The organism is Kitasatospora sp. NRRL B-11411 (genome assembly GCF_000721345.1).
Lineage (GTDB): Bacteria > Actinomycetota > Actinomycetes > Streptomycetales > Streptomycetaceae > Kitasatospora > Kitasatospora cineracea.
On the sequence record NZ_JOGH01000030.1, the window covers coordinates 14,484 to 29,747 of the forward strand.

Sequence of the window (15,264 nt, forward strand, 5' to 3'; positions counted from 1 at the left end):
GACCGACAGCCATGTGGACCGACACCAGACCCCCGGCCGAGATGCCGAAGCTGTTCGAACGGGGCGCGGACGTGATCTCGCTGGCCGGCGGCCTGCCCGACCTGGACGTCCTGCCGCTCGCCGAGATATCCGCCCAGCTCGCCCGGCTCGTGCGGCTCGGCGGCAAGCTCGCCCTGCAGTACACCACCCCGCACGTCGCCAAGGCCCTCGTCCCCGCCGTCGCCGACCTGATGGCCCGGGAGGACGGCCACGCCGACGCCGGCAACCTGATCCCCACCAGCGGCTCGCAGATGGGCCTGACCGCCGTCGCGCTGGCCCTCGGCAGCCCCGGTGACACCATCCTGGTGCAGACCCCGGCCTACCCCGGCGCCACCGCCGCGTTCCGCACCGCCGGCCTGCTGCCGCACGCCGCCGCCGAGGACGCCGACGGCCTCGACCCGCAGCAGCTGCGCCGCGACGTCGCCGCCCTGCGCGCCGCCGGGCACACCGTCCGGCTGCTCTACACCAACCCGACCTTCCAGAACCCGACCGGCGCCACCCTCGCCGTCCCGCGCCGCACCGAGATCCTCGCCGCCTGCCGCGAGCTCGACCTGCTGCTGGTCGAGGACAACCCGTACGGGCTGCTCGGCTTCGACGGCACCACCACCACCCTGTTCCAGGCCCTCGACCCGCAGCAGGTGGTCTACCTCGGGACGTTCTCCAAGATCTTCGCGCCCGGCCTGCGCTCCGGCTGGATCGCCGCCCCCGAGCACCTGCGGTACGACCTGGCCCGGGTCGCCGAGATCATCTCGCTCTCGCCCTCCGCGCTCGCCCAGGGCGCGCTGGCCGCCCACTACGCCCGCTCCGGCTGGACCGACCTGATCGACCGCTACCGGGACAGCTACCGCGAGCGCTGCGCCCTGATGGCCGACGCGCTGGACGCCGAACTCGGCGCGGACAGCCCCTGGCAGTGGCAGCGCCCCGACGGCGGCTTCTACCTGTGGCTGCGCCACCGCGACCGGGCCGACGCCGGACCGTACGCGCTGGCCGCCGCCGCCCGCGGCGTCTCGGTCGTCCCCGGCGGCCACTTCTCGATCGACGGCGAGCACGCCGACGGCCTGCGGCTGTGCTTCAGCAACGTGCCCCGCAAGAAGATCACCGAGGGCATCGGCCGGCTCGCCGCCGCCCTCACCGAAACCCCTTCGGCCGTGCGCGAGTTGTCGGAGGTGGCCGGATGACCGCGCCCGCCGTCGAGGCCGCCGGCACCGACTGGGCGGACTTCGGCCCGCACCACCGGCTGGCCGGCACCGACTGGAAGGTCTGGAGCGTCGGACTGCTCCGCAACGCCGGCTTCCCGGTCTCCGGCCTCGACCTGGTCGGCGGCACCCGCGCCCCGGCCGCGGCCGCCGCCCTCGCCGCCGGCGACGCCACCGAGGAGGAGTTCCGCACCGCCTACACCGCCGACGTGGACCGCGAGGGCACCGCCCTCGCCGCCCTCGCCACCGACCCCAAGCTCCGCCTGGCCATCGCCTGGCAGAACCGCACCGTCTTCCGGATCCTCGACTCGCTGGCCGCCCCCGGCGGCAAGGAGACCAAGCGCCGCCAGCGCGAACGCACCCTCGCCATGTACTGGCTGCGCTACTGCGCCAAGGCCGACACCATCGGCTTCTTCGGCCCCGCCGCCTGGATCGGCGTCGGCCGCACCGACCGCGCCATCGCCATCGAGAACGGCCCCGCCCTGGTCGCCGCCTCGCACACCGCCCTGGAACGCTGGACGGTCGCCGCGGTCGCCGACTGGATGGCCGAACAGCCCGGCGCCCGCTGGTGGTTCCCGCCGATGCTGCGCCCCGACGTCCACCTGGACGGCGAGCAGCTGGTGCTCCCCACCCGCAAGGTGCTGCGGCTGCGCCCCGAGGAGGCCCAGCTGCTGCGGCTCGCCGACGGCGACCGCAACGCCGAGCAGCTCACCGACCTGCTGGTCGCCGAGCACGGCTGGGACGCCGCCACCGCCCATCAGCGGGTCGAGAAGGCGCTGGGCCGGCTGCTGCGCCAGCGGGTGCTCGGCTGGGACGCCAACATCCCGGTCGACGTCCGGGCCGAGGAGGTGCTGCGCCGCCGGGTCGACGCGATCGGCGACCCCGCCCTGTTCGTCCGCTACGACGCGGTGCTCACCGAACTCGCCCGGCTCAAGGACGCCGTGCACCGGGCCCGGACCGCCGAGCAGCTGGTCGAGGCGCTGGACGCGCTGGACGCCCGCTTCGTCGAGGTGACCGGCCAGGCCGCCTCCCGCGAGGAGGGCAAGGCGTACGCCGGACGCACCCTCAGCTACCAGGACGCGCTGCGGGACTGCCGGATGGAGCTCGGCCGGGACTTCCTGGACGGCATCGCCCGCCCGCTCGCCCTGGTCGCCGACGCCGCCGACTGGTTCGGCAACCGGCTCGCCGAACTCGTCGAGGCCGAGGTGGCCGGCTTCGTCCGCAAGGCCGCCGGCCGGCTGCCCGTCGGCGCCGCCGTCACCCTGGCCGACGTCTGGCCGCAGACCCTGGCGCTGTTCTGGGGCGAGCACGACCACCCCGTGCAGCAGGCCGTCCGGGAACTCGCCCTGAAGTGGCGCGAGGTGATCGGGGAGGTGCCCGAGGGCGCCACCCGGGTCGACCTGGCGGTCGACCGGATCGCCGGCCGGGTCCGCGAGGTGTTCGCCACCGGGCCGGTGCGCTCCCCGCACCTGGCCGTGCACAGCCCGGACCTCCAGGTGGTGGCCCGCTCGGTCGACGCCGTCAACGCGGGCGAGCACCTGGTGGTGCTCGGCGAGATGCACGCCTGCCTGGCCACCCTCGACCTGCCCTTCCTGGACTGGACGGCCGGCGGCGGCTCGGTGCGCGACAAGGTCAACCGGGTGATCGGCGCCGAACGCCTGGTGCCGCTGCTCCCGGTCGGCTGGAAGCGCAACAGCGGCCGCATGGTGCCCGCCCCGATCGGCGAGGGCGACCGGCTGATCGGCTTCACCCGCGCCCCGTTCGACCAGCGCGGCCGGATCGAGCCCGCGGTCTCCATCACGCTCGCCGAGCAGGACGGCACCGTCACCGCGACCACCGCCGACGGCCGCTCCCGCTCGCTGTCCGAACTGCTCGCCGTACTGATCTCGATCATCGCCTGCGACGCCTTCAAGATCGGCCTGGACCGCCCGCACGCCCCCCGGGTCACCCTCGACGGCCTGGTGCTGTTCCGGGAGACCTGGCGGCTGCCGGCCCGGGGCGTGGAGCTGGCGCCCAAGGCCGACCGGCACCGCGACTACCTGGCGGTGCGCCGCTGGGTGGCCGCGCGGGGCCTGCCCGACCGGGCCTTCGTCAAGTTCCCCGAGGAGACCAAGCCCTCCCTGGTCGACTTCACCAGCCCCGCGCTGGTGCTCTCCTTCGCCAACCTCGTCCGCCGGGCGGTGCAGGCCGACCCGGACGCCGGGGTGACCGTCAGCGAGCCGCTGCCGGCCACCGAGGAGTCCTGGCTGCCCGACGCCGACGGCGAGCGCTACGTCAGTGAGCTGCGGCTCCAGATCAGCCGAGAGGTGCCCCAATGACCGTGCTCGTCCCCGACGGCGCCACGGTGCGGGCCCGCCCGCACCGGCCGTCGGACCCCGACATCGTCGCCACGATCGGCGGAACCCCGCTGGTGGCGCTGGACCGACTCTTCCCGCCCGCCCGCTTCCAGGTGTACGCCAAGTGCGAGCGGTTCAACCCCGGCGGCTCCGTCAAGGACCGCGCCGCCAAGTCGATGGTCGAGCAGGCGATCGCCACCGGGCGGATCGTCCCCGGCGTCTCCACCGTGGTGGAGTCCTCCTCCGGGAACCTGGGCATCGCGCTCGCCCAGCTGTGCAACTTCCACCGGCTCGGCCTGGTCATCGTGGTCGACCCGCGCACCACCCCGCAGAACCTCGCCATCATGCGGGCCTACGGCGCCAAGGTGGAGGTGGTCGAGCACCGCGACCCCGCCACCGGCGAGTACCTGCCGGCCCGGATCGCCCGGGTCCGGCACCTGCTGGACACCGTCCCCGACGCCTGGTGGCCCAACCAGTACGCCAACGAGGACAACGCGCGGGCCCACCACGGCACCATGCGCGAGATCGTCGAGGCGCTGCCCGCCGCCCCCGACTACCTGTTCCTGGCGGCCGGCACCACCGGCACCCTGCGCGGCTGCGCCGAGTACCTGCATGACCAGCAACTGCCCACCCGGGTGGTCGCGGTGGACGCCGTCGGCAGCGTGATCTTCGGCCCGCCGGAGCCCTGGGAGTCCTCCCACAAGCGCACCATCCCCGGCCACGGCGCGGCCGTCGTCCCCGCCCTGCTCAGGCCGGGCCTGGCCGACCGGGTGGTCAAGGTGACCGACTCGGAGTGCATCCGCGGCTGCCGCAGCCTGCTCGCCGAGGAGTCGATCCTGGCCGGCGGCTCCTCCGGCGCGGTGATCGCCGCGATCGGGCAGTCCGCCTCCTGGATCGAGCCCGGCTCCACCTGCGTGGCGGTGCTCCCGGACGGCGGCGACCGCTACCTCGACACCATCTACGACGACCAGTGGGTCGAGTCCTACCTCCGGCAGTACCTGCCGCCCACCGAGCAAGAGAGAGAAACGATATGAGGATCCTCGGCCGGGAGGACGTCCGGACCGCCCTGGCGGGCCTCGACGCCACCGTCGTCGACCTGGTCCGCAACGCCTACGTGCTGCACGGCCAGGGCAAGTCCGACCTCCCCTTCTCGACCTTCCTGCGCCCGCTGCACCGCTCCGACTCGCGGATCATCGCGCTGCCCGCCTACCTCGGCGGCCCGGCCCCGGTGATGGGCCTGAAGTGGATCTCGTCCTTCCCGGAGAACGTCAAGCGCGGGATGCAGCGCGCCAGTTCGCTGTGCATCCTGAACGACCTGGAGTCCGGCTACCCGCTCGCCCTGATGGAGGGCAGCCAGATCTCCGCGGTGCGCACCGCGGCCGGCGCGGCGCTCGCCTCCGGCCTGCTGAACGCCGGGCGCGAGGTCCGCACGGTCGGCCTGGTCGGCTGCGGCACCATCAACCAGCGGGTGGTGCACTTCCTCGACCAGGTGCACGAGGAGCTGGAGACCGTCCTGCTGCAGGACGCCTTCCCGGAGCGGGCCGAGGTGTTCGCCGCCGAACTGGCCGCCGAGTACCCGCACCTGTCCTTCCGGGCCGCCGCGCTCGGCCAGGTGCTGACCGCCGACACGGTGTCGATCGCCACCACCGACTCCTCGTACTGGCTCGACCTCGCCGACCACCCGCAGCGCCCGCACGGCCAGGTGGTGCTGCACCTGTCGCTGCGCGACCTGTCGGTCGGCTCGGTGCTCGGCGCGGTCAACGTGGTCGACGACGCCGACCACGCGATCCGCGAGCAGACCTCGCTGCACAAGGCCGAGCAGCAGGCCGGCCACCGCCGCTTCGTCACCGCCGAGATCGGCGCGCTGCTCGACGGCACCGCCGGACTCCCCGCCGACGCCCGCACCGTGGTGTTCTCCCCGTTCGGCCTCGGGGTGCTCGACCTGGCCGTCGCCGAGGCGGTGCTGAACGCCGCCGAGAAGGCCGGGCTCGGCACCGAGGCCGAGGGCTTCGACCCCGGCACCCACAAGGTCACCTCCAACCTCACCGGGAGCGCGGCATGACCGGTCTCTTCCCCGAGGGCACCCGGGCCGTCGTCACCGGCGCCTCCCGCGGCATCGGCGCCGCCATCGCCCTCCAGCTCGCCGAGCACGGCTGCGACGTCGCGCTCAACTACCGCTCCAGCGCCGGGAAGGCCGAGCAGCTGGCGGAGAAGATCGAGGGCCTGGGCCGCCGCGCCCTGCTGGTCAAGGCCGACGTCTCGGACGAGGCGCAGGTCACCGCGATGTACAAGGAGATCCGCACCGCCTGGGGCGGGGTGGACGTCGCGGTCCTCAACTCGGGCATCACCGCCGACGGCCACTTCGCGGCGATGAGCGCCGCCAAGTGGCAGGAGGTGATCTCCACCAACCTGACGGGCGCGTTCCTGACCGCCCGCGAGGCCACCAAGCAGATGTACGCCTCCGGCGGCTCGATCGTCTTCATCGCCTCCACCTCCGGCATCGCCGGCCGGGTCGGCCAGGCCAACTACGCCGCCTCCAAGGGCGGGGTGATCGCGATGGCCAAGACGCTCGCCTACGAGGGCGCGCCGAAGGGCATCCGGGTCAACGTGGTCGCGCCGGGCTTCATCGACACCGACATGGTGAAGAAGGTGCCCCGGGCCCAGCTGAAGGAGGCCGCGGCGGCGATCCCGCTGGGCCGGATGGGCACCCCGGAGGAGGTCGCGCAGGCGGCGGTCTTCCTGGCCAGCCCGGCGGCCTCGTACATCACCGCCAAGGTGCTCACCGTCGACGGCGGGATGCTCTACAGCTAGCCCCCTCCGTTCGAACTGAAGTTCCATCAACTCCCACCGAGAGGAAGCCCCACCATGTCCACCGCCACCTTCGAGGACGTCCGGACCCAGGCCGAGCAGCGCCTGGAGAAGAACCTGAAGATCAAGTCGATGATCATCGAGCGCCTGGGCCTGGACGCCGAGGCCGAGGTCGTCTCCGACAACCAGCCGCTGTTCGGCCGCGGCCTGGAGATGGACTCGCTGGACACCCTGGAGATCGTCGTCATGATCAACAACGAGTACGACGTGCTGATCAGCGACGACGACTTCGAGGCCTTCGGCTCCATCAACGCCCTGGTCGACTTCATCGAAGCCCGCGAGGTCTGACCGTGACCACCGCCCCCGCCCCCGCCAGGGCCGCGGCCGCCGCCAAGGCGGCCGGCCGGGAGAAGCCGAAGACCTTCGCCTACTCCTCCGACGACATCAAGCGGATGCTCCCGCACCGCTGGCCGATGCTGATGATCGACCGCGCCTACGACGTGGTCCCCGGCGTCTCCGGACGCGGCGTCAAGAGCGTCTCGGTGAACGAGCCGTTCTTCGCCGGCCACTACCCCGACCACTCGATCATGCCCGGCGTGATGATCGTCGAGGCGATGGCCCAGCTGGTCGCCGTGGTCTACGTCGCCGAACTGCTGGAGGCCCCGGCCCCCGCCGCCGGGGAGGAGCCCGCCGACCCGTCGGCCAGCGTCGGCTACCTCGGCTCGATCAGCTCGATGAAGTTCTCCCGGCTGGTCGTCCCCGGCGACCAGCTCACCCTGGAGGCCAAGCTCGGCCAGAAGCTCGGCGGCCTGCGCTCGGTCTCGGTCCGGGCCTCGGTCGGCACCGAACTCGCCGCCGCCGGCTCGCTGATCGTCACCACCGAACGCAAGGGCTGACCCGGCGTCACCCCAGCGGACCAGCACAGACAAGGAGGTGTGCCATGTCCATCACGATCCGCCCCTACCAGGAGGGCGACGCGCATGACATCGCCGAGCTGTACAACCGGCACCGCGACAACCCCAACCCGGTGGCGGGCGGAATCACCGGCGCCGAACTGGAGCGCGAACTCGCCGAACGCGACACCGCGACCTTCCTGATCGCGACCGAGGACGGCCGCGTGGTGGGCACCTTCGGGCTGTTCCACAGCACCGGACGGCGCTCCGCCCGGGCCGGCGAACTGATCGCCGACATGTTCTTCGTCGCCCCGGCCTACCGCAACGGCGTCATCACCGGACGGCTGTTCACCGAGGCCGTCGAATGGATGATGCGCTGCGGCTGCCTGGTGCTGCGCCTCACCGTCAACCCGGCCAACACCGTCGCCTTCAAGCTCTACCGGCGGGTCGGCTGCGTCTCGGTCGGCGAGACCGTCCCCGGCGAGGACGGCAACGTCGAACTGCACAACTACATCCCGCTGATCCTGCGCAGCGTCTTCCACGACCTCGGCCCCGAGGCCGTGGCGGAGCTCGGCAAGCTCAGCAGCTTCGGCAACGTCACCGACGGCCGGGACGGCGAACTCCGTTCCGACGTACGGATGGTGGACGGGATCCGGACCGTCGCCTACGCTCTGGCCCTCGGCGCCTTCAAGCTCACCGCCACCATCGACGTGGACCGCGGCCTGATGCTCGACGCGGCCCTCACCGGCCCCGACGACACCACCCGGCAGCTGCGGATCGCCGAACCGCCCTACCAGGTCAAGGCCCCCGGCGACGGGCAGCCGCACCGCTTCGGCGACCGCGGCCTGACCGCCGAACTGGACGCCGCCGAAGGCACCCTCACCGTGCACGCCGAGGGCCACCACGGGCCGGTGTTCGTCTCCACCTGGCCCAGCGCCGAGGCCGACCGCTCGGCCGGCTGGCGCGAGGGCCAGGCCCGGGAGCTGGAGATCGAGCCCGTCGAACACGGCGTGCGGGTCTCCGAGCGCACCGGCGGCAACCTGGTCACCGGCACCCTCACCCTGCACCAGGGGGTGCTGCACCAGGAGTTCAGCTACACCACCCGGCCCGGCCGGATCTTCCAGACCGTCGGACTGCGCCAGGGCGACTTCACCCTGACCGGCCCCGACGGCACCGCCGAACAGCACCCGATCGGCACCGGCCTCGGCGTCCGCGACACCTCCGAGGTGGTCGCGGCCGCCCGCACCGCCCCGGCCGGCAGCGCCCTCGCCTGGACCGACGGCACCAACCGGGTGGAACTCCCGGCCGGCCACCCCGTCCGGCTGATCACCACCACCCTGGTCGAACGCCACCTGGAGCCCGACGCCGACGGCACCGCCCGCCTGCGCACCGAGCTCGCCACCGGCCCCCGCCCCGTCGCGACCCGACCGGTCGCGGACGCCCGACTCCTCGACGGACAGCGCAAGTTGACCGTCAAGGCGGCGGCCGGCGGGATCACCGGCTGGACCGAGGACGGCACCAAGGTGCTGCGCAGCCCCGCCCCCCGCACCCGGCCCTTCGGCTGCAACCCGCGCTGGAGCGCCGGAGCGTGGGTCACCCGCGAGCACCACCGGCACAGCCTCGCCACCGGCCTCGGCTGGGGCGTCCCGACCGAACCCGCCTGGGAGCAGAAGCACCCGCTCGGCCTGGCCGCCCCGCAGGAGCGGATCAGCTGGGAGGTCACCGCCCCCGAGCAGTGCGCCCGGCCGGTCCGGATCGACGTCCACGCCCCCGGCGCGGACGAGGAGACCGTCCTGTGGCTCACCCCCGACACCCCGGCCGACACCGCCGTGGTGCTCGACTCCGCCGGCACCCGCCGCGAGCTGGACAGCGCCGGCTTCCGGCAGGTCTGGGCCGCCGCCGCCGCAGTCCGGCTCAGCAGCGGCCACTGGCTGCACGTCGCCCCCGCGGGCGGCCCCGGCAGCCAGGAGATCGTCCTGCGCACCACCACCTCCGGACTGCTGATCGGCTGCGCCGCGACCGGCACCGAAGCCGCCTGGCAGCTGTCCGTCCACCCCGCACCCGCGATCTGACACACAGTCACCCCTCGAAAGGACACCGAACGACCATGACCACCGCCCCCGCCCGCACCGCGCAGGACGACTACACCACCGTCCGCACCGCCATCGGCGCCTACCGGATCACCGCCCCGCTGGTCCGCGTCTCCGGCGGCGACCGCTACGAGTTCCTCGACCTGTTCCTGGCCAAGTCCAGCGAGTACGTCGAGCCGGACACCGTCCGCGAGGCCCTGGCGCTGAACACCGACGGCACCCCGTTCGCCGTCCTGCTGCACTTCGAGATCGGCGACGACTCCTGGCTGCTGCCCCGCACCCCCGTCACCGCTGAGCAGCTCACCGCCTACCTGGAGGCCGTCGACGCCCCCGCCGACGCCACCGTCGAGGTCGCCCCCGAGGGCTGGGGCGCCAGCGCCTTCGAGGGCCCGCACGCCTGGGCCGCCGCCGCCAAGTTCGTCGAGTTCGACATCTCCGGCCTGACCCTGCACGGCGTCACCGAGTCCGCCGTCCCCGGCGAGCCCGCCGCGCTGGCCCACCTCGCCCGGGTCGGCACCACCGGCGAGTACGGCTACCTGCTGCTCTCCAACGCCCCCGAGGCCGCCCACGCCGCGGTCCTCGACGCGGTCACCGCCGAGGACGGCGCCGAGGTCGGCGAGCAGGGCCTCGCCCGGGTCCAGGCCGAGGCCGGGATGTCCGTCTACGCGGCCGGCTTCGGCGGGCTGCCGGTGCACGAGGCCGACCTGGCCTGGATGGTCGACTGGAACCGGATCGGCGAGTTCCAGGGCTCCGAGGAACTGGTCAAGCCCACCTCCGAGACCGCCAAGACCACCGCCCTGGCCGCCCCGGCCGGCGCCGTCGTCCCGGCCGGCACCCCGGTCACCGCGGGCGGGCAGCAGGTCGGCACCGTCGTCTGGCAGGCCCCCTCCGCCAACGCCGAGGAGGAACTGGTCGTCGCCCTGCTGGACGCCCCGTTCTGGGTCCCCGGCCTGGAGCTCGCCGCCGGCGACGCCGCCGAGACCCCGCTGCGCACCGTCACCCAGCCCCGCGTCATCGCCCGCTCCCTCACCACCCGGATCCACTGATGACCGACACCACCACCGAACGCATCGCCCTCACCGGGCTCGGCCTGATCACCGGCGCCGGCGACGACGTCGAGAAGAGCTGGGCCGCCATCTCCCAGGGCGTCTCCGGCATCAAGACCAACACCCTGTTCGACACCACCGAGCTGCTCACCGACTGGGCCGGCATGGTCACCGCCGAGCAGCCCGCCGACCTCGACCGCTGCTACGCGCTGGCCGCCACCGCGATCCGCGAGGCCCTGCGCACCTCCGGCCTCGACCTGGACACCGTGGACCGCGACCGGGTCGCCGTGGTGGTCGGCTCCAGCCTCGGCGCGATGCCGACCCTGGAGAACGTCCACCGCGGCCTGGTCAAGGACGGCGAGCTGGACGCCCCGGCCGCCGCCGCCTCCCAACTCCCGTGCGTCGGCGACTACATCGCCGCCGAGTTCGACCTGCGCGGCCCGCGGATCGTGCTCTCCAACGCCTGCGCGGCCAGCGCCGTGGCCCTCGGCTACGCCGCCGAACTGCTCTGGAAGGGCGAGGTCGACCACGTCATCTGCGGCGGCGTCGACCCGCTGGCCGAACTCTCCGCGTACGGCTTCTCCGCCCTCGGCGCGCTCGACCCCGAGCCGTGCGCGCCGATGTCCGCCTCCACCGGGCTCACCCTCGGCGAGGGCGCGGGCTTCATGGTCCTGGAGTCGGTCGAACGGGCCGCCGCCCGCGGCGCCGCCCCGCTCGCCGAACTCGGCGGCTACGGCCTCTCCTGCGACGGCTACCACCAGACCGCCCCCGACCCGAGCGGCAAGGGCGCGGCCGCCGCGATGGCCCAGGCCCTCCGGACCGCCGGCCTCGAACCGCAGGACGTCGACTACGTCAACCTGCACGGCACCGGCACCCCCGCCAACGACGTGTCCGAGCCCAAGGCCGTGAAGCTGCTGTTCGGCACCGAACTGCCGCCCGCCAGCTCCACCAAGTCGATGCTCGGCCACACCCTGGGCGCGGCCGGCGCGGTCGAGGCGATCGTCTCCACCATGGCCATCGACCGGGGCGTCATCCCGCCGACCGTCAACACCCGCGGCACCGCCTCCCCGTTCGGCCTGGACATCGTCCCCGACAACGGGCGGCCCGCGCCGCTCGAGGTGGTCGCCTCCAACTCCTTCGCGTTCGGCGGCAACAACGCCACCGTCGTCCTCAACAAGCCCGGCCGGCCCGCCCGTTCGGCCCGGCACACCCAGCCCGTGCACCACGTCGTGGTCACCGGCGTGGCCGGCCTGGCCGGCTCGGCCGGCTCCACCGCCGAACTGACCGCCGCCCTCGCCGAGGGCCGGATCGGCTTCGACACCCTCGAAGAGGTCGCCGGGATCGGCGAGCGCCCGATCGGCCGGATCGACGTCAAGGCCGTCACCAAGCGGCTCAACCCCAGCAAGGCCCGCCGGATGGACCCGCTCGGCGTGCTCGCCGCCGGCGCCGTCGGCGACCTGTACGACCGCCACGGCAAGCCCTCCCGGGCCGAGGCCGAGGGCACCGGCATCGTCTTCGCCACCGGCTACGGCCCCGTCACCTCCGTCCTCAACTTCCACCAGGGCGTGCTGGAACAGGGCATCACCGGCGCCAACCCGGCGATGTTCGCCAACACCGTCGTCAACGCCGCCGCCGGCCACGTCGCGATGCTGCACCGCTACCGCGGCTACACCGCCACCATCGCCAACGGCGGCACCTCCTCGGTCCTCGCCCTGCAGCTCGCCGCCCGGGTCATCGCCCGCGGCATGGCCGACCGGATCATGGTCGTGGTCGCCGACGAGTTCCCCGCCCAGGCCCTCGCCACCCAGGCCCGGCTGCCCGGCTACGCGAAGACCCCGCACGTCGTCCCCGGCGGCGGCACCGGCACCGTCCTCTCCGAGGGCGCCGCCGCGATCCTGCTCGAATCCGAGGCCTCCGCCGCCGCCCGCGGCGCGAACGTCCTGGCGGACGTCCGCGGCTTCGGGGCCTCCGGCGAGGCGGCCGGCATCGGCCGGATCGGCCGCGACGGCGAAGCCTGGGCCCGCGCCCTGCGCGCCGCCCTCGCCGAAGCCGACAGCACCCCCGAGCAGATCGACACCGTGGTCTCCGCCGCCTCCGGCTACCGCCTGGTCGACCTCGCCCAGCGCCGCGCCCTCGACCTGGCCGGCCTCGCCGAACGCCCCACCCGCACCCCCAAGGCCCAACTCGGCGAGACCTACGGCTCCGCCGGCGCCCTCGGCCTGGTCGCCGCCCTCGCGGGCGACGCCCCCGCCGGACGCCTCCTGCTCTCCAGCTTCGCCTACGGCGGCTCCTACGCCGCCGCGGTGTTCGACGCGAGGGCCTGATGACCCCCCGACGGACACCCCCGCCCCCCACCTCCGCCCTCACCGCCAGCTGGTCCCTCCACCTCGGCCCGGCCCTCCACGCCGCCACCCGCCACCCGGCGGACCCGCAGCCGGACGGCCGACCCGCCCGGGCCGGACGGCCACCGGCGGACGGGACGGCCGGGACGGCCGGTGGAGACCCGGCGGGACGGTCGTCGGCGAGCAACTCGGCGGTGGCCCGGCCGGGCAGCCAACTCGCTCCGGGTGAGAGCCCGTTGGCGGTTGGCCGGGCCGGTGGAAGCCCGGCGGCCGCTCGGCCGGAACGACAGTCGGCCCCGGCGGGCGAAGCTGCCTTCCGGACCCCGGCGGGGGTTCGGCGGGGTGGTCGACCCGCTCCGTCAGAACAGTCGTCGACGGCCGAGTGGGCCGGGTCGGTCGAGTCGGCCGGGTCTGCCGACGGCGGTCCGGCCGGCCGGCCGGGGGCCCGGTCGGAGCAGCAGCCCGCTCCGGTGCCCGCGGCCCTGCCCCCGGCGGGAGGGCCGTCGGCGGGGGACGGCTCTGTCGCCGGTGGTCCCGGGGCCGGTGGCGTCGGCCGCCGGTTGGCCGGGGCCTGTCTCACCGCGCGCCGGGCCACCGCCCGGCTGGTGGGCGGGGGGCGGCCGGGTCCGGCCCTCCTCGCCGCCCCCGGTGCCCCCACCGCTTCCACTCCCGCGGCCGCTCCGGCCGTCGTGGCGGAGCGGACCCCGGCGGGAGTGCTGGAGGCGATCGTGGACTGCCTGGTCACCCACCATCCGCGGCTGCCCCGGGACCGGATGGGCCACCGGCTGAACGACGCCGGCCGGTGGCTGATCGCCCAGGCGGTGGCCGACCTGCACGGGGTCCGGCTGTCGCCCCGCGAGCTGGCCCGGGACGAGCACCGGCGGTGGAGCGTACCGGAGTTGGGCCTGACCGCCTCGGTCGCGCACTGCGCCGCGTACTCGACGGTGGCGCTGGTGTCCGGGCAGACCGTCGGGGTGGACCTGCAGGACCACCGGGACCGGCCGTTCGCCATGCAGTGGCTGGGCGCGCTGCTCGGCCGGCCGGACGGCGAGCCCGCCACCATGCGGGACTTCGCCGAGTGCGAGGCGCTGATCAAGGCGTCGCACATCCGCAAGGAGACCTTCGCCGGGGTCCGGCTGCCGGACTGGCGGCCGGGCTGGCGCCCCACCAACGTCGGCTACCTGGTCCGCTCCGCCGACCTCGGCGACGGCCTGCAACTGGCCCTGGCCACCGACGCCCCCGCCCGGGTCCGCTGGTGGTGGCAGCCGGACCCCGCCGCCCAGCCCGTCCGCACCGCCACCCCGACCCTGGAGCCCGCCGCATGACCGCCACCGCCACTGCCACTGCCGCCGCGCCGGGGAGGTCCTACGCCCGGCGGATCTCCCAGATCGAGCGCGGCTACCTGAACGCCAACGCCACCGGCACCCCGCAGCTGATCCAAATGGTGATCGAGGGCACCGGCCGGCTCGACGCGGCCGAACTCGCCGACGCGGTACGGGAGTCCACCGCCGCCAACCCCGGTCTCGCGGTGCGCCGCAAGGGCCCGAACTGGCGGGCCGACGACGCCGCCCTCCCGCCGGTCACCGTGCTGCCCGCCGACGCCGGGTTCACGCACCCGTTCTTCCACCGCGACCTGGACGTGGTGGCCGGCCCGGTCTGCGAACTCGGCCTGTCCGAGGGGCCGGTGACCCGGCTGGTGGTGCGGGCCAGCCACATCGTCACGGACGGCCGCGGGCTGCGGCACTGGATCGAGGACCTGTTCCGGGCGCTGCGCGGCGAGCAGCCGGTCGGCGCCGACTCCACCGTCGACGACACGCACTTCCGGGCCGCCGCCGCCCCCGTCCCGGCGGCGCCCGTCCCGGCCCGGGTGGCCGGCTTCCCGGCGATCCTCGGGCAGGGCGAGGCCGACGGCACCGCGCTGTGGCTGCGCCGCTCGGTCGCCGCGACCCCGTCCGCGGTGACCGCCCGGGTCGGCGCGGCCGTCTCCCGGCTGCTGGCCACCGACACCGGGCGGCTGATCATCCCGGTGGACCTGCGCCGGCACGACCGCGAGGTGCGCTCCACCGCCAACCTGACCTCCCAGCTGGTGCTCGACCTGCACCGCGAGGACCGCTGGAACCGGCTGCACAGCCAGCTGCTCGCCGCCATGCTCCGCAAGCGCGAAGTCGCCTCCCTGGAACGGGACTTCCTGCGCAACAACCCGTTCGCCAACTCGCTGCGCGAGGCCCAGGAGCTGGACGGCAGCCGCTTCCCGTGCACCGCGATCCTCACCGACCACGGCCGGATCGACACCGAGCTGTACCGCACCGCGCACTTCCGCCCCACCGGGTACTACACCCTGCCGATGCTCGTCCCGTACGCCGAAATGTTCCTGAGCACCTGTCAGATCGACGACCGCACCGAGCTCACCCTGTCCTGCCGCAACCGCCCGGACGCCCGACCGGCCGCCGAAGCCGTGCTGGACGAGGTCGAGCGCGCCCTGCTCGCGGTCGACTGACCCGGCCCATCCTCCTC

The 15,264-nt window shown here is 74.4% G+C and carries 12 protein-coding genes; all 12 read left to right on the top strand.

The genetic code is table 11. From position 1 onward, the window contains the following. Positions 1–11 precede the first annotated feature (11 nt). Positions 12–1,217: a PLP-dependent aminotransferase family protein gene (locus IH44_RS0116315; RefSeq protein WP_030460289.1), complete on the top strand. Its 1,206-nt coding sequence runs from the start codon at positions 12–14 to the stop codon at positions 1,215–1,217. Then, entirely contained in the window at positions 1,214–3,553 is a 2,340-nt protein-coding gene (locus IH44_RS0116320; RefSeq protein WP_030460290.1) for a lantibiotic dehydratase, read from the top strand. The genes IH44_RS0116315 and IH44_RS0116320 overlap by 4 nt, the downstream gene beginning before the upstream one ends. Further along, positions 3,550–4,605: a 2,3-diaminopropionate biosynthesis protein SbnA gene (gene sbnA, locus IH44_RS0116325; RefSeq protein WP_030460291.1), complete on the top strand. Its 1,056-nt coding sequence runs from the start codon at positions 3,550–3,552 to the stop codon at positions 4,603–4,605. The genes IH44_RS0116320 and sbnA overlap by 4 nt, the downstream gene beginning before the upstream one ends. Beyond that, positions 4,602–5,633, top strand: a complete 1,032-nt coding sequence (sbnB, locus tag IH44_RS0116330; RefSeq protein ID WP_030460292.1) for a 2,3-diaminopropionate biosynthesis protein SbnB — start codon at positions 4,602–4,604, stop codon at positions 5,631–5,633. The genes sbnA and sbnB overlap by 4 nt, the downstream gene beginning before the upstream one ends. After that, positions 5,630–6,382, top strand: coding sequence for a 3-oxoacyl-ACP reductase FabG (fabG, locus tag IH44_RS0116335; protein WP_030460293.1), 753 nt, complete (start codon positions 5,630–5,632; stop codon positions 6,380–6,382). The genes sbnB and fabG overlap by 4 nt, the downstream gene beginning before the upstream one ends. Before the next feature lie 54 nt (positions 6,383–6,436). Next, positions 6,437–6,727 carry an acyl carrier protein gene (locus tag IH44_RS0116340; protein ID WP_030460294.1) on the top strand — a complete coding sequence of 97 codons (291 nt, stop codon included), beginning with the start codon at positions 6,437–6,439 and terminating at the stop codon, positions 6,725–6,727. 2 nt (positions 6,728–6,729) lie between these two features. Beyond that, positions 6,730–7,275 carry a 3-hydroxyacyl-ACP dehydratase FabZ gene (gene fabZ / locus IH44_RS0116345; RefSeq protein WP_232794961.1) on the top strand — a complete coding sequence of 182 codons (546 nt, stop codon included), beginning with the start codon at positions 6,730–6,732 and terminating at the stop codon, positions 7,273–7,275. A 44-nt stretch (positions 7,276–7,319) separates the two neighbouring features. Then, on the top strand, positions 7,320–9,344 hold the full coding sequence (locus IH44_RS0116350) for a GNAT family N-acetyltransferase (protein ID WP_030460295.1): 2,025 nt from the start codon (positions 7,320–7,322) through the stop codon (positions 9,342–9,344). A 35-nt stretch (positions 9,345–9,379) separates the two neighbouring features. Further along, on the top strand, positions 9,380–10,408 hold the full coding sequence (locus IH44_RS49115; RefSeq protein WP_030460296.1) for an aminomethyltransferase family protein: 1,029 nt from the start codon (positions 9,380–9,382) through the stop codon (positions 10,406–10,408). Beyond that, positions 10,408–12,732, top strand: a complete 2,325-nt coding sequence (locus IH44_RS0116360) for a beta-ketoacyl-[acyl-carrier-protein] synthase family protein (RefSeq protein WP_030460297.1) — start codon at positions 10,408–10,410, stop codon at positions 12,730–12,732. Before IH44_RS49115 ends, IH44_RS0116360 begins: the two co-directional genes overlap by 1 nt. Before the next feature lie 707 nt (positions 12,733–13,439). Continuing rightward, positions 13,440–14,075, top strand: a complete 636-nt coding sequence (locus IH44_RS0116365; protein WP_198545000.1) for a hypothetical protein — start codon at positions 13,440–13,442, stop codon at positions 14,073–14,075. Further along, entirely contained in the window at positions 14,072–15,247 is a 1,176-nt protein-coding gene (locus IH44_RS0116370; RefSeq protein ID WP_030460299.1) for a hypothetical protein, read from the top strand. The genes IH44_RS0116365 and IH44_RS0116370 overlap by 4 nt, the downstream gene beginning before the upstream one ends. Positions 15,248–15,264 lie beyond the last annotated feature (17 nt).

Bases quoted from the DNA above. Each gene is read 5' to 3' on its own strand.
- IH44_RS0116350 (WP_030460295.1), top strand. From the start codon at position 7,320: ATGTCCATCACGATCCGCCCCTACCAGGAGGGCGACGCGCATGACATC.
- IH44_RS0116320 (WP_030460290.1), top strand. From the start codon at position 1,214: ATGACCGCGCCCGCCGTCGAGGCCGCCGGCACCGACTGGGCGGACTTC.
- IH44_RS0116340 (WP_030460294.1), top strand. From the start codon at position 6,437: ATGTCCACCGCCACCTTCGAGGACGTCCGGACCCAGGCCGAGCAGCGC.
- sbnB (WP_030460292.1), top strand. From the start codon at position 4,602: ATGAGGATCCTCGGCCGGGAGGACGTCCGGACCGCCCTGGCGGGCCTC.
- fabG (WP_030460293.1), top strand. From the start codon at position 5,630: ATGACCGGTCTCTTCCCCGAGGGCACCCGGGCCGTCGTCACCGGCGCC.
- IH44_RS49115 (WP_030460296.1), top strand. From the start codon at position 9,380: ATGACCACCGCCCCCGCCCGCACCGCGCAGGACGACTACACCACCGTC.
- IH44_RS0116370 (WP_030460299.1), top strand. From the start codon at position 14,072: ATGACCGCCACCGCCACTGCCACTGCCGCCGCGCCGGGGAGGTCCTAC.
- sbnA (WP_030460291.1), top strand. From the start codon at position 3,550: ATGACCGTGCTCGTCCCCGACGGCGCCACGGTGCGGGCCCGCCCGCAC.
- IH44_RS0116315 (WP_030460289.1), top strand. From the start codon at position 12: ATGTGGACCGACACCAGACCCCCGGCCGAGATGCCGAAGCTGTTCGAA.
- IH44_RS0116360 (WP_030460297.1), top strand. From the start codon at position 10,408: ATGACCGACACCACCACCGAACGCATCGCCCTCACCGGGCTCGGCCTG.